Consider the following 16832-nt stretch of genomic DNA (forward strand, 5'->3'; position numbering starts at 1 on the left):
TTTCGGGCAAGGTGGGAAAGGATTCGTCAGTCGGTCGCCTCAACCCCGTCGGGCCGACCGACCAGAACAAAGCGAATCTGATCGGAATGCAGCAGGCGACGCGCGACGCGCTGCACATCCTCGGCAGTGACGGCCTCAATCTTGCTGTTCCGGGTATTCACGTAATCAGCCGGCAGGCCGATCAGCTGCATCCCCGCCAGAATCGACGCGATCTTGCCATTGCCATCGAAACGCAGCGGATATTCCCCGGTCAGGTAGGTCTTGGCATCGGCCAGTTCCTTTTCGGTCACGCCTTCGGTGACAAAACGGTCCCAGACCTGCCGGATCAGATCAACCGCCTCGGCCACCTTGTCATTGGCGCTGGCCATGCCACCCTGCCATGTCTCGCCATAGACACCATTCGACAGACCGGTGCCCACGCCATAGGTCAGGCCACGTTTTTCGCGGATCTCTTCCATCAGGCGCGAGGAAAAACCGCCGCCGCCAAGAATGTGATCCGCGACGAAAGCCGCGAAATAATCCGGGTCGGACATGGGCAGACCGGGTTGGGCAAAATTCACCACGGTTTGCGGGCTGTCCCAGTCTATCACCGTCACGCCTCCGGTCAGTTGCAGGCTGGCGGGCTGGGGCAAGGGGGCCGAGCCGGTTTCAGGCAGCCCGCCCAGCACGCTGTCGATCAGCTTGCCCAGTTCCTCGCCAGTGATGTCGCCCGCCGCCGCGACGACCACGCGATCCCGGGCGAGGATACGATCCTTGGCGGCGACCAGATCATCACGGGTCAGGCTGGCAACGGATCCGGCAGTGCCGTTGACCGAGGTGGCATAGGGATGATCGCCCCATGCCTGTCGGGCCAGTTCCTTGGCGGCAATGGCATTGGGATCGGTCGCTTCGGAACGGATCACCGCTTGCAACTGTCCGCGCACCCGCTCGACCGCGTCGGGGTCAAAACGCGGCTCGGTCAGCGCCTGACGCAGCAGCCCGGCTGCCTGATCGCGGTTTTCGGTCAACATACGGGCGCTGACGATCAGCGCGTCATCGCCAACGTCAAAGCGGTTCTGCGCGCCCAGCCCCTCGACCGCCTCGGCATATTGGACCGAGCTCATGTCGCCCGAGCCTTCCTCAAGCAAGGCGGTCATCAGGCTGATCTGGCCGCGCTTGCCGGGCGCATCAAGGCTGGCGCCGCCCCTGAACATCAGCGACAGCGCAGTAAAGGGAATCGAGTGATCTTCGACCAGCCACACCTTGATGCCACCGGGCGAGGTAATCTCCTGAATATCAATAGCGCGCGCACCCTGACCCATGGCAGTCAGGCTGACCAGCGCGGCAAAGGCGAGGGTAAAGACAGCGCGGATCATTCGATTTCCCCTGATTTGGCGGCGTCTGCCGAGGCCGATCTTGCAGCCTCGTCCGTCGTGTCAGGCGCGGGCAAGAGCCAGCCGGTGACACTGACCTTGCTGTCGAGCACCAGTTTTGCGGCGGCACGGATATCCTCGGGCGTTACAGCGGCAAGGATATCCGGCCAGTCGTTCACATCCTCGACCGTCAGACCGACCGCCAGGCCCTGACCATAATCATAGGCGCGGCCATGCGCCGAATCCTGGGCATAGACGCGGGCGGCGCGGATGCTGGTCTTGACCCGTTCAAGCTGGGCAGGGTCGGGACCGTCGGTCAGGAATTTCGTCAGCGCCGCGTCCAGAGCCGCCTCGGCCTCGTCATTCGGGACGCCCGGCACCGGCACCAGCGAGATGCCAAAGGTGGTCGGATCGACCGACAGCCCGTCATAGAAGGCATTGACGTAAAGCGCCTTGCCGGTCAGCACCAGATCGCGCGCCAGAACCGAGGTCTGGGCCGAGCCGGCCAACAGATCAGCCAGCACGGTCAAGGCAGCGGCGGTCTGTTGGTCACCGGGGTTGCGTTCGGGCGCAATCACAGTGCGGATCAGCACCGGCTGAGCCACACGGGCGTCAACACGCTCAATGCGGCGGGGCGAGCGCTGGACCGGCTCTTGCGGGCGCGGTTTGCGGGCGGCGTCGGGTTTGGGCGGCACCGGACCGTAATATTTCTGCGCAAGTTCGCGGACCTGATCGGCGGTTACGTCGCCTGCCACCACCAGCACGGCGGCATTGGGCGCGTAATGGGCATCGTACCAGGCGATCGCGTCCTCGCGCGTCAGACCCTCCATCTCCTGGCGCCAGCCGATCACCGGGCGGCCATAGGGATGGTTATAGAACTGAACCGCGCTGCGCTCTTCGGCGAATTGCGAACCGGGGTCGCTGTCGGTGCGCTGCGAGCGTTCCTCAAGCACCACCTGCCGTTCGGCCTGCCAGTCATCCTCACCAATACGCAGATTCGCCATGCGGTCTGATTCCATCTCCATGATCAGCGGCAGGCGATCGCTGGCGATACGCTGGAAATAGGTGGTGAAATCATAGCTGGTAAAGGCGTTGTCCATGCCGCCATTGGCGGTCACGGTTTTGGACAGCTCACCCGCTGCCAGCTTGTCAGTGCCCTTGAACATCAAATGCTCGAGGTAGTGGGCAATGCCCGACTTGCCGGGCTGTTCATCAGCCGAGCCGATCCGATACCACAGCATCTGCACGACAACCGGGGCGCGGTGATCCTCGATCACCACGGCCTCAAGCCCGTTATCAAGCGTGAAGTGGCTGATTCCCTTTGGCATCTCGGCCAGTGCAGGCGTGGCGGCCAGCACCAGTGCAAAAGGTGTCAGGCGGGAAAGGATATTCATGGGCAGGCTCCGGTTCCGGGTGCGCGCCCAGAAGCTGCCTTGCCCGGCGCGGGCGCGCAAGCCTGCCGCCCGTCACCTAAGCGTGATACGCGCGGAATCAGTCGCGCAGCACGCTTCTTTCAGGGGCTGCCGGCGCAGGCACACCCCGGTTGCGCGGCGGCGCGGCGGGCAGCAGCACGCCGGTCGGGCGCCAACGCTCAAGCTCGGCCCAGCTGTCCAGCGTCATAGGCTCATAGGCGCGGTAATAGACATTGGTCCGCGCCAGCACCTCAAGCAGGCGACGCGAATGACGGCTACGCCATTGGGCATCCTCTTGCGCGGTGGTCTGGCGGATGGTGCCGTCGCGGCCCAGCCGCGAGCTATAGGCGATCAGCGCCCCATCCGCTGCCCCGACCCCCTGGGCCGAAAGCTGCGCCGGGTTACCCCCCAGGGCGGCAACGGCATCGGCGCGCGGCGTCGGATCGGTAATATTCGAGCCACCCGGCGTCGGAGCCGGCAGGTCGTTCAGATCCGTCGGCATTTGCAGCGGCTTGGTGGGCAGGATGGCGAATTCGTCGGGACTTGTCCGCCCGGCATTGATGTTCATCAGGTGCGGATCGGTGCTGCAGGCGGCAAGGCCCAGCATGGTCAAGATCAGTGCGATCGCCCGCATCTTCCGTCCCTCTTATTCGTCCCGCGCCGTTCTTAGCGCGTATTCCCGTCCTCGTCACGGGTCTTGTCGTCAAAGGCCGCATCGCCCGACGCCTCGGGCTGCGCCGCAGGTTCGGGCTGGCGGGATCTGGCCTGCCGGGGCTTGGCAGGAGCCTTGCGCTTTTTTGTACCCTTCTTGCTTTCCGGCGGCTGCAGAACCAGCCCCAAAGCACCAAGAAAGATGGCAATATCCGCGACGTTGAAACTATAGGGGTTGCGCCAGCCGGGCAACGACATGTTCAGGAAATCCGCGACCGCCCCATAGGTCAGCCGGTCCACGACATTGCCCAAAGCCCCGCCGATCAGCAGCCCCGCCGCGATCTGGGCAAAGCGCGAAGGCTTTGCCTGTCGGATCCAGATCACGACCCACAGACAGACCGCCAGCGCAATCGCGATCAGAACCCAGCGCATGATGTCGACATCGCTGGCGAACAGGCCAAAGTTCATGCCCTGATTCCAGGCCATGCGCAGGTTCAGCCACGGATCGAACAGGTCGATTTCGCGCACCCGGTCGAGCCGCATCATATGCACGACCAGATATTTCAGCACCTGATCCAGCAGGAAAATCACCCCCGCCGTCAGGATGACAGGACGCCAGACCGGGGGCGCCGGTTTCTTTGAGCGCCGCCGGGGTGCCGCAGATTTCTTACGCGGCTGGGGGGTCGCGGTCTCGGCCATCAGTGACGGAAATGCCGCTGGCCGGTAAAGACCATGGCAAGGCCCAGACGGTCTGCCGCCTCGATCACCTCAGCGTCACGCATCGAGCCGCCGGGCTGGATCACCGCCCGCGCCCCGGCTGCAGCCAGCGCCTCGACCCCGTCGGCAAAGGGGAAGAAGGCGTCAGAGGCAACCGACGAACCGATGGTCAGCGCCTCGGTCAGACCCAGCGCCTCGGCCATGTCCTCGGATTTGCGCTTGCCGATCCGGGTCGAATCGACGCGGCTCATCTGACCGGCGCCGATGCCGACGGTGGCAAGATCGCGGGCATAGACAATGGCGTTCGACTTGACGTGCTTGGCAACGGTCCAGGCGAAAAGCAGGTCCTCAAGCTCCTGCTCGCCCGGCTGGCGCTTGGTCACGACTTTCAGATCGGCGCGCAGGATGCGGCCATTGTCACGGCCCTGCACCAGAAAACCGCCCGCGACCTGCCGGAAGGCCAACCCAGGGGCCGCCGGATCAGGCAACCCGCCAGTGGTCAGAAGGCGCAGGTTCTTTTTGGCGGCAAAGATCTGCTTTGCCTCGTCGGTGGCATCGGGCGCGATCACCACTTCGGTAAAGATCTCGGTGATTGCCTGCGCGGTTTCACCGTCCAGAACCGTGTTCAGCGCGATGATGCCGCCAAAGGCCGAGGTGCGGTCGCAGTCAAAGGCGCGGCGATAGGCCTCGACCGCCGTCTTGCCGCGCGCCACACCGCAGGGGTTGGCGTGTTTGATGATCGCCACCGCCGGCCCTTCGGCCGGGTCGAACTCGGCCACCAGTTCAAAGGCCGCGTCGGTGTCGTTGATGTTGTTATAGCTCAGCTCTTTGCCCTGCCACTGCTGCGCGGTGGCAACGCCGGGCCGGTCCGAACCGTCGCGGTAGAAGGCGGCGGACTGGTGCGGGTTCTCACCATAGCGCAGGCTTTGGGCAAGGGTGCCGGCAAAGCTGCGGCGGCGCGGGGTTTCTTCGCCGATCGCCCCGGCCATCCAGCCCGAGACCGCAGCGTCATAGGCAGACGTGCGCGCATAGGCGATCTGCGCCTGACGCTGGCGAAAGCCCAGGGTCGTGGCGTCGTCGTTGGCATCCAGCTCGGCCAAGACGGCGGAATAATCCTGAACGTCCACCACCACAGTCACGAAGGCGTGGTTCTTGGCCGCCGCGCGGATCATCGCCGGGCCGCCAATATCGATGTTTTCGATGCAGTCTTCGTAGCTTGCGCCTTTGGCGACCGTCGCCTCGAACGGATAAAGGTTCACGACCAGCAGGTCGATCATCCCGATATTATGCGAGCTGGCAGCGGCCATATGCTCTTCGTTGTCGCGCAGGGCCAGCAGGCCGCCATGCACGACCGGGTGCAGCGTCTTGACGCGGCCGTCCATCATCTCGGGAAAGCCGGTGACATCGGCGACGTCAACGACACTCAGCCCGGCCTCGCGCAGCGCCTTGGCAGTGCCGCCGGTGGACAGGATCTCGACGCCCCGCGCCGAAAGCGCCCGCGCGAAATCGATCAGCCCGGTCTTGTCGGAAACGGAAATCAACGCGCGCTTCAGCGGAATGCGGTCGGTCATCGGTCTGGGCCCCGTGAAATGGATGACAGATTTGGCCCGTCACCTAGCGCCGGAGCGCGCCAAGGTCCAGCAGATCTGGATGGCGCGGCCCTGCAATCGCGCAGAAATCACCATCTGACGCGATGGGCGCGGCTCGGCCAGTGCCCGGTCAAGCAGGCAGGACGCCTCAAGCCGCAGCTCTCCGACGCCATCATGCGAAAACAGCCATTCATCGCCGCCGGGCAGGGTCAGATGGATTTCCTGCCCCTGCTGGCGGGCCTGAATCTCGGGGTGCAGGTGGAAACGGACGTCAAAGGCCAGACCGCCCTCGGGGCGGACCTGCTCAAGCCGGGCCTGGGCACTGGCATCAAGCGCCGCAAGCGAATCCTCGCCCCGCAGCCCAAGACCGTCGGGATCAAGCCACAATTCCCGCAGATGGGTCAGTCCGTGGCTGGCCAGCCAGCCGTCGTGGCCGGCCAGCAGATGCGCGGGTTCAGGCGAATGCGCCGGGCCGCAATCCGGGGTGGTCAGGTTGCCAAGCGCATCGCAATCGCCGGCCCAGACCAGATCGGGACGCTCGGTCAGGATATCGGGCTCTCCCTCCTGACGGTTGGGGTTCAGCCGTGACGAAGACAGCCCGGCCAGGCACAGCGCCGAATGGCAGGGCGTGGCGCGGCTGGCCCTGGCCCATAGCGGGCCGAAACCGTCGCCCGGGCCGCAGTTCACGATCAGGGGCTGGCGCGCTACCGTCAGCTCAAAAGCCAGCGTCGAGGCATGGGCGCGGACGGCAGCCGGCCCCCCGGGCGGAGGTGCCGCGTCAAGGATCAGCGTGGTGCGCGACCGTGTCATGCGGGCAAAGCCCATGGCAAGACCGCTGACCGGCAGCGCGGGCCCCTCGGCAGCGCGCAGACAGCGATCCAGCCGCCCCGCCGCGCCCCGGCCGCCGCCATGGAAACAGGGCAGCGAACCGTCGGCATGGCGCAGCGCCCGCAGGATCGGGGCGATTTCCGAGATGATGGCGCCAAGTTCGGGCGGGGATTCCTGCCCCACCTCATCAGCGACCTCCTGCGCCCAGACAAGCAGCGCCATCGCCTCCAGCAGCGATTCGGGGGCGCGCGTTTCGGACAGGGTGGCAATGCCCATGGCGTCAGCCTCTTCGGCCAGGGCAATCAACGCCGGCTGGGCCATGGCGTGACGGTCGCGCAGCAGCATGGCGCCAATCGCCAGCCCCGCCAGCGCCTCAAGCCGGCACAGCCCGTCGGCGGCGTCATACCAGCAATCGCGCAGGTGGCTAAGATGCTGGTCAAGCGCGTCGAAATAGGGTTCGGCCCCACTACGGTCCAGACCGGGCAGAATCATCCCGGCGTGAAAGATCCAGCGCAACACCCTGCGTCCCGAAACCTCGGGCGACCATTCCGGCGTGCCAGGCGCCGGTTCGGGGTGCAGGCGCAACCAGCGCATGACATGGTTCTGGGCCACCGCCCGGGCCCTGGGCGTACCGACCGCGGCCAGATCGTCCAGCCAGCCAAAGCCGTGCAGCCCGGCCGCGACGGTGGGCGGCAGGTCGGCGGCAAAGAAATCATCGCTCAGCGTAAAGCCGCCAAGATGCAGCGTGCCGCCGACGATCTGTTCGCCGCGACCGGGATGGCCGATGGCTTTGGGTTCGGGGCGGCGCAGAAACCCCCTTGGCGCAACAGAACTTTCGGTCATGGGCAACGCATTGACTAAGGACGGCTTAACCTTAGGTCTGGTCAGCGGATTTTCGCAAGCGCGCGATGAAGAACCCATCCATCCCGCCGCGTTCCGGCCACAGATCCGGGCGCAGGCGCAGCCCGCCTTGCGGGGTGATCCAGCCCGGCTCGATACCCGGTGCCTGGGGCGGCTCGACCATCAGGCCGGGGTGGCGGACAAGCAGGGCGGCCAATTGGTCCTCTCCCTCAGCGCAAAGCAATGAGCAGGTGGCATAGACCAGCCGCCCACCGGGTTTCAGCAGCGTCAGCGCGTGGTCCAGCAACCGCGCCTGCAGATCGGTCAGTTCGGCCAGCGCACTGTCATCGCGGATGCGCGGCAGTTCGGGATGACGGCGAATGGTGCCGGTGGCCGAACAGGGTGCATCCAGCAAAACCGCATCCAAAGGTGCCTCTGGCCACCATTCCAGCGCATCCGCCGCCACCAGCCGCGCCGAAAGACCACAGCGGGCAAGGTTTTCAGCCACCCGCGCCAGACGGGGCTCAGAGATATCCAGCGCCGTGACCTCGGCCCCGGCGGCAGACAGTTGCAGCGTCTTGCCGCCCGGCGCGGCACAAAGATCGGCGATCCGCTCACCCGGGCGCGGGTCAAGCACCCGTACCGCCAGCGCGGCAGCGGCATCCTGCACCCACCAGTCGCCCGAAGCATAACCCGGCAGTGCAGAAACCTGCGTCCCCACAGACATGCGGTGTGAACCGGTCGGCAGCGCCTCCCCCGGGCAATCCGCACCCTTGGGCGTCAGATCAAGGGGCGCGCCTGCCTCGTGCGCGGCCTCGATGGCACGCGCGACATCCTCGCCCCATGCATCAACGACCGGGCCACGCAGCCATGACGGCATCTTTTGCGGCGTCAGCCCGGCCCAGACCTGACCAGTGCCCGCGACCTTACGCAGTACCGCGTTCACCATCCCGGCTGCCGCCTGCCCTTTGGGGCCCATGGCGCGCGCCAGCGCAACAGCAGCATTCACCGCGCCATGCGGAGCCTCGGCCAGCGCCAGCATCTCGATCGTCGCGAGCCGCAGGATGCGCATGATCTCGGGCCGCGGGGGACGGGCCAGCATCGGTGCAAGCAGCTGGTCCGCACGATCCATGCGCCGTAGCACCTCCAGCGCCAGACGGCGGGCGCGGGCACGCTCGGCCGGCGGCAGACGCTCAACCTGCGCGGCGGCCTCGTCCAGCGTCGCACCTGCCTCGACCGCTCCGAGCAGCCGCAGGGCGCCCGAACGCGCCCCATCCCTGACCATCTTGCCGCGTGACTTGTCCAAAGCCTGCCTCTTGCCTAGATTGGTCTGGTCTAGCGTGTAGCAGGGGAAACTGCCATGACCGACCGCAAGGATCTGCCGCCTGCCGCCCAGCGCGCCCTGGCCGAAGCCGAAGAACGCCGCCGCAAGGCCAAACCGCTGGACCTGCCGGTTGAACTGGGCGGGCGCGACGGGCCCGAGCCGGTGCGCTATGGCGACTATGAGCGTAAGGGCCTCTGCGTCGATTTCTAAGCCTCGCGCGCCTCGCTGCGCGAGCATTTGGACATATTCTGCCCACTCTGCCGTGATGGCGAATCCGTGAACAGAGGTGGGTCCGCCGTTTACTTGCCATTGGGGTTCGCCGCTTAAAGAATGCGCCAACCACCAAACCGCAAGGAACGGCAGATGGCCTCTGGGCAGGGGATTTTGAAATGGGCGGCGCTGACGCTGCTGCTGGCAGGACAGGCACTGGCACAGCAAGGTCCGGGCAGGCGCGGGCCACAGGGCCCGATCGAGGTCGGGGTGATCGTCACCACCGAAGAGGACGTCCCCTATACCGTTACCCTGCCCGGCCGCGCGATTGCCTATCAGCAAACCGGTATCCGCCCGCAGGTCGGCGGAGAAGTGCTTGAAATCTCTTACGACCCCGGCAAACCCGTCAAGGCGGGCGATGTGCTTTTCCGCCTCGACCCTGAAACGCTGGCCGCTGCACTGACCGCCGCCGAGGCCGCCGTTGCAGGTGCCGAGGCTGGCCTTACCCAGGCCCAGAACACCGTCACGCGCTATCGGCGGCTTGAGGGGTCGGGTGTCTCGGCGGTCGAGCGCGCCAATGCCGAAGTGGCCCTGAAAGAGGCCGAGGCCAATCTGAAATCCGCCGAGGCCTCGCGGGACGCCGCCCGCCTTGCGCTTGAACGGACCGAGATCCGCAGCCCGCTGGACGGCATGGCCGATGTAGCGGCGGTGTCGGTCGGGGATCTGGTCACGGCAAACCAGTCCGAGGTTCTGACCACCATTACCCAGCTTGACCCGATCTATGTCGATGTCTCTGAATCCAGCGCCCGGATGCTGCGGGTGCGCGAGCGGATCAAGGCCGGCCTTCTGGTCGTCAACGGCGGGGTCAAGACCCAGCTGATCCTTGAAACCGGCGGGGAATATCAGGGAGAGGGGCGTATCGTCAGCCCCGGCATCGCCGTCTCACCCACCACGGGCACGGTGCCGATCCGGCTGCAGTTCGATAACCCCGACCGGATGATCCTGCCCGGCCAGTTCCTGCGGGTAAAGCTGACGCTCGGCACGACCCGCGCGGTACTGGTGCCCCAGCGCGCAACCAGCCGCGCCTCGGACGGCACGCTGACCGCCTTTGTCGCCCGCGATGGCAAGGCCCAGCAGGTGACGCTGATCGAACAGGGCAGCTACCGCAACAGCTGGATCGTGACACAGGGCATCAACCCCGGCGAACAGCTGATCCTTGACGGGCTGGACAACCTGCGCGCCGGATCAGAGGTCACCACCATCCCGGTCACCATCGATGCCGAAGGCGTGGTGCGCGAGGCCACGGATAGCAAGGAAGGCTAGGGCATGGCTGGATTTTTCATTCACCGCCCGGTCTTTGCCTGGGTGCTGGCCATCGTGACCATGCTGATCGGCACCTGGTCGCTGCTGAGCCTGCCGGTTTCGCAATACCCCGACATCGCCCCGACGACGATCCGCATCAGCGCCGGCTATTCCGGGGCGACAGCGCGGGCGGTGCAGAATTCGGTCACTACACCGATCGAGGACGCGCTGACCGGGCTGGACGGGCTGCTTTACACCGTCTCATCCTCATCAACCGGGCGCAGCGTCATCACGCTGACCTTTGACGACAGTGTGGACCCGGTCGATGCACTGAACGAGGTACAGTCCAAGGTCCGCTCGGTCGAAGGCCGCCTGCCCGGACCGGTGCAGAATGATGGCGTTTCGGTCTCGCGATCATCCTCGTCGATCCTTATGGTGGGGGCGCTGGTCTCGACCACCGGCCAGCACTCGACCATCGAGCTTGGCAACCTGCTGGAACAGGTGGTCGAAGGTCCGGTCAAGCGCACGCAGGGTGTCGGTGGTGTCGATGTCTTTGGCTCGGGTTATGCCATGCGGATCTGGATGGACCCGCTGCGGCTGGCACAATTCCAGCTGACTCCGACCGATATCACCACTGCGGTCGCCCAGCAGAACAGCACCGTATCGGTCGGGGCGCTGGGGGAACAGCCGGTGGTGCCCGGCCAGCAGTTCACCGCCAATATCACCGCGCAAAGCCAGCTGACCTCGGTCGAGGATTTCCGCAACATCCTGCTGAAAACCGGGTCGGATGGCGCAGCCGTGCGGCTGGGGGACGTGGCAGAAGTCGCCATCGGCCAGACCCGCTATGGCCGGGATTCACGCTTTAACGGCATGAACGCCTCGGGTTTTTCGGTGAACCTCGCCACCGGTGCCAATGCGGTCGAAACGGCAAACGCCGTGCGGACGACATTGGATGGCCTGAAAAACGCCCTGCCCGAAGGGGTCGAGATCCATATCGCCTATGACACCGCCCCCTTTGTCGAGCTGTCGATCGAAAAGGTCTATCACACCCTGATCGAGGCCATCGTGCTGGTGTTTCTGGTCATCCTGCTGTTCCTGCAGAACTGGCGCGCGACGCTGATCCCGATCATCGCCATTCCGGTGGTGCTGCTGGGCACCTTCGGAATGCTGGCGGCGCTGGGATACTCGGTCAACACGCTGACGATGTTTGCCATGGTGCTGGCCATCGGCCTTTTGGTCGATGACGCCATCGTCGTGGTCGAGAACGTCGAGCGCGTGATGGAAGAGGACGGGCTTGGCCCGGTCGAGGCCACCGAAAAAAGCATGGGCCAGATCAGCGGCGCGCTGATCGGCATCGCGCTGGTCCTGTCGGCTGTGTTTCTGCCCATGGGCTTCATGCCCGGCTCGACCGGGGTGATCTATCGCCAGTTCTCGGTCACGATCATCACTGCCATGGTGCTGTCGCTATTGGTGGCGCTGATCCTGACGCCTGCGATGTGCGCCAGCCTTTTGCGGCAAAGCCACGGGCCGACCCGCTTTGCCCCCGCGCGCTGGTTCAACGCCGGGTTCGAGCGGATGACGCGCGGCTATTCGGCCACCGTCCGCCGTACCCTGCGCCGCCCGCTGCTGGTCATGCTGGTGCTGGCCGCAATCAGCTTTGGCGCGGCCGAGCTTTTCGGGCGGATGAACACCACCTTTATCCCGTCCGAGGATCAGGGCGTGCTGCAATCGCGCATCACCCTGACCGAAGGCTCGACCGCCCAACAGACCGCCGCCGTCGTGCAAGAGATCGAAGATTATATGCTTAACGAGGAAAGCGAGGCAGTCGAGTCGGTCTTTGTCGCCATGGGCTTTGGCTTTTCGGGTAATTCGCAAAGCCGGGCGATGATCTTTGTCAAGCTGCGCGACTTTGACGAACGGCAGGACCCCGCACTTGCGGCCAGCGCCGTGGCTTCGCGCGCCAATGCGCGCTTTGCCGGGCACCGGGCGGGACGGATCGCTTTCCTGCAACCCCCCGCCATTCCTCGGCTTGGCAATGCCGCGGGCTTCAGCATGTATCTGATGGATCAGGCCGGCGCCGGGACCGAGGCGCTGACCCGCGCCGCCGAGGCGCTGGAACAGGCGGCCGCTGCTGACCCGCGCCTGCAAAACGTCGAAAGCAGCGGTGCCGAGAACGAGGCCGCGCTGAAAATCGACATCGACCAGCAAAAGGCCGAAAGCCTGGGCGTCAGCCTGTCGGGCGTGAACGCGATGCTTTCAACCATCTTTGCCGGAACCGAGGTGAACGACTTTGCGCTTGGCGCCCAGCTGCGCCCGGTCATCGTGCAGGCAGCCGCCGAAAACCGCATGCAGCCCGAGGACGTGGACAGCTGGTATGCCCGCAATGCCGATGGTGAGATGGTGCCTTTTTCGGCCTTTATGACCACCCGCTGGGAACCGGTCGAACCCAGCCTGTCGCGCATGGACAGTATCGACGCGATCGAGTTCAGCGGCCAGCAAAGCGACAGCGCCAGTTCGGGCGAGGCGATGGCCGCGATGGAAGAGCTGGTTTCGCAGTTGCCGGGCAATTACGCCACCGCCTGGACCGGCCTGTCCTATCAGGAACGCCAGGCCGGCAATCAGGCGCCATTTCTGTTCGCGCTGTCGGCGCTGGTGGTGTTTCTGTCGCTGGCCGCGCTTTACGAAAGCTGGTCTATCCCGTTTTCGGTCATGCTGGCGGTGCCGGTGGGTGTTCTTGGCGCGGTCGTCGCGGCGCTGGCCTTTGGTCAGGCCAATGACGTCTATTTCAAGGTCGGCATCCTGACCACCATCGGCCTTGCCGCCAAAAACGCCATCCTGATTGTCGAATTTGCCCGGGACCTGCAACAATCCGCGGGTCGCAGCGCCGTAGAAGCAGCGGTCGAGGCCGCGCGGCTGCGGCTGCGGCCGATCCTGATGACCTCACTGGCCTTCATCCTTGGCGTGCTGCCTCTGGCGGTCGCCACAGGGGCCGGGGCGGCCGCGCAGAACTCGATCGGGATCGGGGTCATGGGCGGTATGATGGCGGCAACCTTCCTAGGCATCTTCATGGTCCCGGCTTTCTACGTTACCGTGCGGCGGCTGACCGACAGGAGTGCCCGGACATGAAAGATCTTCCCCGACTGACCTCTTTGGCGCATGGCGGCGGTTGCGGCTGCAAGCTTGCGCCTTCGGTATTGCGCGAATTGCTGGCCAATCAGCCGGTGGCGCAGGCCTTTCCGCAACTGCTGGTCGGGACCGAAACCTCGGACGATGCCGCGGTCTGGCAGGTCGACGACAACACCTGCGTCATCGCCACCACCGATTTCTTTATGCCGATGGTGGACGATCCGCGCGCATTTGGCCGCATCGCCGCCACCAATGCGATTTCGGATATCTACGCCATGGGCGGGCGGCCGATCATGGCGCTGGCGATCCTTGGCATGCCGATCGACAAGCTTGCCCCCGCGCAAATCCGCGACATCCTTGAAGGCGGGCGCGAGATCTGCCTGCAGGCGGGTATCCCTGTCGCCGGCGGCCATTCCATCGACTCGCCCGAGCCGATCTATGGCCTTGCGGTGATCGGCCTCTGCCACCCGTCCGAGCTGCGGCGTAACGCCGATGCGCGCGCCGGCGATACGCTGATCCTGACCAAGGGTCTTGGCGTCGGGATCTATTCCGCCGCGATCAAGAAAGGCGTTCTGGACGCAGCCGGAGTGGCCGAGATGATCGCATCGGCCACCACGCTGAATCAGGTGGGTGCCGATCTTGCCAAACGCGAGGACGTCCACGCCATCACCGATGTGACCGGCTTTGGCATCCTGGGCCATGGGCTGGAGATCGCACGGGGTGCGGGGCTGCGCCTGCGGCTGAAACTGGCAGAGCTTCCGCTGCTGTCCCGCGCCGCCGAACTGGCCGAGGCGGGATTTGTCACCGGCGCATCGAATCGGAACTGGGCCGCCTATGGGGCCGAGGTCACGCTGCCCGAGGGGCTGACCCCATGGCAGCAGGCGCTGCTGACCGATCCGCAAACCTCGGGCGGGCTGCTTGTCGCCTGCGCGCCCGGTTCAGCCGATGAGGTACTGGCGATGGTCCGTGCCGCCGGTTTCCCGCTGGCAGCGATCATCGGCCAGACCGAGGAAGGCCCGGCTGGCATCGTGGTCGAATAAGGCTGGCGGACCGGGCGGCGGGACAGTGCGGAACCCCGGCGCCCGGGCGGGCGTTGGGGCAAAGGAGGAACGCACCATGCCGCAGATTTCCCTGCCCCGCCTTGCCGCGCTCAGCATGGCGCTGGCCTGTCTGGCCGCGCCTCTGTCCGCCCAGACAGCACCAACAGAGCCCGCGACCACGGAAACCGTCCCTGCCGGGGCTACCCCCGCACCAGCGCCGCAACCGGCCGAGACAGCAGCATCCGCTGGCGAATGCCCGCCCGCCGCTGGCAAGGCCGAACCGGCAACGCCCGAGACCGCCTCAACTGACGGCACCGCGCCCGCCAACTCGGGCTCGACCGGCTGGACGGGCGGGACCGGAGGCTCTCAGATCGGGACCAACCCTTCGGGCGCGCATCATGCCACCCGGACATGGCAGCCGCCGACCGCGCGGGGCCTTGATCTTGCCGGACGGCCCGAACCGACGGCACCCTGCTGACAGGGCACAGCGATTGACGCGGTCCCCGCCCCCGCCCAAGATGCGGGCGAAGCAGGGAGACAGCCGCGATGCCCGACAGCCAGCCAGCCGCCACCATTGATGTGCATGCGCCCTATTCCGAATCGCTGGGGATGCAGGTCATCTCGGCCACGCTGGACGAGGTCGTCCTGCACATGCCCGTGACCACGGCCCTGACCAATCGCAATGGCGTCCTGCATGGCGGCGCGATCATGAGCCTTGCCGACCATGCCGCTGGCACCGCAACCCATCTGCGCCTGCCGGCTGGGGCGACGACCACTACGATGGAAAGCAAGACCAACTTCCTGCGCCCGATCCGGCTGGGCGATGTGGCCGAGGCGCGGCCGAAACCGCTGCATCTGGGCCGCACCACGATGATCTGGCAGACCGATATCCTGCGTGGCGACGGCAAACTTGCCGCCGTGGTGATCCAGACGCAACTGGTGATTGAATGGAAGGAACCGGCCTGAACCGGCCCGCTATTCAGCCGGGCCGATGGTCAGTTCGACCTGCGCCAGCCCCTCGACCCCGCCAGCCAGACGATCACCCGGTCCGACCGCCCCGACACCGGATGGCGTGCCGGTCATGATCAGATCCCCCGGCGCGAGATGATAATATCGTGACAGATCGGCAATCAGCTCGGGTATGGTCCAGACCATGTCCGAAACCTGACCCTCTTGCCGCAGATCACCGTTCACCTCCAGCCGGATGCTTTGGGCACAGGGGGTGAAGCCCGCCGCCGGGGTCAGGGCCGAGATCGCCGCCGCGCCTTCAAAATTCTTGCTCAGATCCCAGGGGTGGCGCTTGTCCTTGGCCCGCGCCTGTAAATCGCGCCGCGTCATGTCCAGCCCCGAACCATAGCCCCAGACTGCTGACATTGCGTCATCAGCACCGATGCGAAAGGCCGAAAGGCCGATGGCAACGACCAGCTCGATTTCGTGATGCAGGTCGGCCGTGCCGGGCGGATAGGGCAGAATCGTGCCGCTTTTTCTGACCGCATGGGCAGATTTGAGGAAATAGAAAGGCGCTTCGCGGTCAACCTCGGACCCCATCTCGGCGGCATGGGCAGCATAGTTGCGCCCGACGCAAAAGATGCGATTGACGGGGAATTCAGTGCTCTGCCCCAGGATGGGCAGTGCAGCGGGCGGGGGCAAAGGGAACAGATATCCGGTCATGGTGCGACCCTGCCACGGCAACACCGTCGCGGCAAGCGTGCCGGCTGCCGTTGCCCAACCGGGAATTTCATGGCAAGAGAGCATCAAAGCCAACCGAGAGCAGGGTCTCAGAATGACCGATTTCGCGCAGCGCCGCACCCATATGGTCGATACCCAGGTTCGCCCCAACGATGTGACCAGCTACCCCGTGATCGAGGCGATGCTGAACGTCCCGCGCGAACAGTTCGTCCCCGAGGCACGCCGTGAAGTTGCCTATGTCGGCAACAACATCGACCTCATCCCCGGCCGCGTGCTGCTAGAGCCGCGCACGCTGGGCAAGATGATCGACACGCTGAACCTTCAGTCCGAAGATCTGGTTCTGAATATCGGCTGTGGCTACGGCTATGCAGCCGCCGTCATGGCCCGCATCGTCGAAGCCGTCGTCGCGGTCGAAGAAGATGCCGGCATGGCTGCCGAGGCTGAAAGCCGGCTTGCCGCGCAGGACGTTTTTAACGTCGCCGTGGTTCAGGGCCCGCTGGCCGAAGGTTGTGCCGGTCAGGCCCCCTATGACGCCATTCTGATCGAAGGCGCCATCGAAGAACTGCCCGAAGGCCTGGTTGAGCAGCTAAGCGAAGGCGGCCGCATCGTCGCGCTGTTCCGCGAAGGCAATCTGGGTACCGCCCGCATCGGCCAGAAGCTGGACGGCCGGGTGAACTGGCGCTTTGCCTTCAATGCCGACGCCCCGGTTCTGCCGGGGTTCGTACGGCCCAGAGGCTTCGTCTTGTGACTGC

Annotated in this window: 15 protein-coding genes; 7 read left to right on the forward strand and 8 right to left on the reverse strand. The window is 65.5% G+C overall.

The features are described 5' to 3' along the window. Positions 1-26 precede the first annotated feature (26 nt). From F8A10_RS10800 to F8A10_RS10830, 7 genes are all read right to left on the reverse strand, one after another. A complete protein-coding gene (locus tag F8A10_RS10800) occupies positions 27-1355 on the reverse strand; it encodes a M16 family metallopeptidase (RefSeq protein ID WP_010391883.1) in 1329 nt (442 codons plus the stop codon). Further along, entirely contained in the window at positions 1352-2746 is a 1395-nt protein-coding gene (locus F8A10_RS10805) for a M16 family metallopeptidase (protein ID WP_085502011.1), read from the reverse strand. The genes F8A10_RS10800 and F8A10_RS10805 overlap by 4 nt, the downstream gene beginning before the upstream one ends. A gap of 97 nt (positions 2747-2843) precedes the next feature. Then, the gene (locus F8A10_RS10810; RefSeq protein ID WP_010391885.1) at positions 2844-3398 is read right to left on the reverse strand and encodes a DUF3035 domain-containing protein; all 555 of its coding nucleotides are present in this window, start codon (positions 3396-3398) and stop codon (positions 2844-2846) included. A 32-nt stretch (positions 3399-3430) separates the two neighbouring features. After that, positions 3431-4114 (reverse strand): signal peptidase II, encoded by a 684-nt coding sequence (gene lspA, locus F8A10_RS10815; RefSeq protein ID WP_085502010.1) that lies wholly within the window; start codon positions 4112-4114, stop codon positions 3431-3433. Beyond that, the gene (gene purH, locus F8A10_RS10820) at positions 4114-5703 is read right to left on the reverse strand and encodes a bifunctional phosphoribosylaminoimidazolecarboxamide formyltransferase/IMP cyclohydrolase (RefSeq protein ID WP_152367280.1); all 1590 of its coding nucleotides are present in this window, start codon (positions 5701-5703) and stop codon (positions 4114-4116) included. Before purH ends, lspA begins: the two co-directional genes overlap by 1 nt. A gap of 39 nt (positions 5704-5742) precedes the next feature. Further along, the gene (locus F8A10_RS10825) at positions 5743-7392 is read right to left on the reverse strand and encodes a heparinase II/III family protein (RefSeq protein WP_152367281.1); all 1650 of its coding nucleotides are present in this window, start codon (positions 7390-7392) and stop codon (positions 5743-5745) included. A gap of 31 nt (positions 7393-7423) precedes the next feature. Then, positions 7424-8674 (reverse strand): RsmB/NOP family class I SAM-dependent RNA methyltransferase, encoded by a 1251-nt coding sequence (locus F8A10_RS10830; RefSeq protein WP_193668205.1) that lies wholly within the window; start codon positions 8672-8674, stop codon positions 7424-7426. A gap of 75 nt (positions 8675-8749) precedes the next feature. Between F8A10_RS10830 and F8A10_RS10835 the strand changes: the two genes are divergently transcribed. The 6 genes from F8A10_RS10835 to F8A10_RS10860 all read left to right on the forward strand — a co-directional run bounded on the left by F8A10_RS10835 (position 8750) and on the right by F8A10_RS10860 (position 15357). After that, complete coding sequence (locus F8A10_RS10835) at positions 8750-8923, forward strand: DUF1674 domain-containing protein (RefSeq protein WP_010391895.1); 174 nt, start codon at positions 8750-8752, stop codon at positions 8921-8923. 153 nt (positions 8924-9076) lie between these two features. Continuing rightward, entirely contained in the window at positions 9077-10246 is a 1170-nt protein-coding gene (locus tag F8A10_RS10840) for an efflux RND transporter periplasmic adaptor subunit (protein WP_152367283.1), read from the forward strand. Positions 10247-10249: 3 nt separating this feature from the next. Next, positions 10250-13351 carry an efflux RND transporter permease subunit gene (locus F8A10_RS10845; protein ID WP_152367284.1) on the forward strand — a complete coding sequence of 1034 codons (3102 nt, stop codon included), beginning with the start codon at positions 10250-10252 and terminating at the stop codon, positions 13349-13351. Continuing rightward, the gene (selD, locus tag F8A10_RS10850) at positions 13348-14391 is read left to right on the forward strand and encodes a selenide, water dikinase SelD (protein ID WP_152367285.1); all 1044 of its coding nucleotides are present in this window, start codon (positions 13348-13350) and stop codon (positions 14389-14391) included. Before F8A10_RS10845 ends, selD begins: the two co-directional genes overlap by 4 nt. 76 nt (positions 14392-14467) lie before the next feature. After that, the gene (locus tag F8A10_RS10855) at positions 14468-14869 is read left to right on the forward strand and encodes a hypothetical protein (protein ID WP_152367286.1); all 402 of its coding nucleotides are present in this window, start codon (positions 14468-14470) and stop codon (positions 14867-14869) included. 68 nt (positions 14870-14937) lie between these two features. Then, entirely contained in the window at positions 14938-15357 is a 420-nt protein-coding gene (locus tag F8A10_RS10860; protein ID WP_010391901.1) for a PaaI family thioesterase, read from the forward strand. A gap of 9 nt (positions 15358-15366) precedes the next feature. On the opposite strand, the gene F8A10_RS10865 is transcribed toward F8A10_RS10860, so the two are convergent. After that, the gene (locus F8A10_RS10865; protein WP_152367287.1) at positions 15367-16062 is read right to left on the reverse strand and encodes a fumarylacetoacetate hydrolase family protein; all 696 of its coding nucleotides are present in this window, start codon (positions 16060-16062) and stop codon (positions 15367-15369) included. Positions 16063-16174: 112 nt separating this feature from the next. Here F8A10_RS10865 and F8A10_RS10870 point away from each other — a divergent pair, with 112 nt between their 5' ends. Further along, positions 16175-16828, forward strand: coding sequence for a protein-L-isoaspartate O-methyltransferase family protein (locus F8A10_RS10870; protein WP_085502005.1), 654 nt, complete (start codon positions 16175-16177; stop codon positions 16826-16828). The last annotated feature ends 4 nt before the right edge of the window (positions 16829-16832 follow it).

The sequence above is a fragment of the Paracoccus kondratievae genome (genome assembly GCF_009301415.1).
GTDB lineage: Bacteria > Pseudomonadota > Alphaproteobacteria > Rhodobacterales > Rhodobacteraceae > Paracoccus > Paracoccus kondratievae.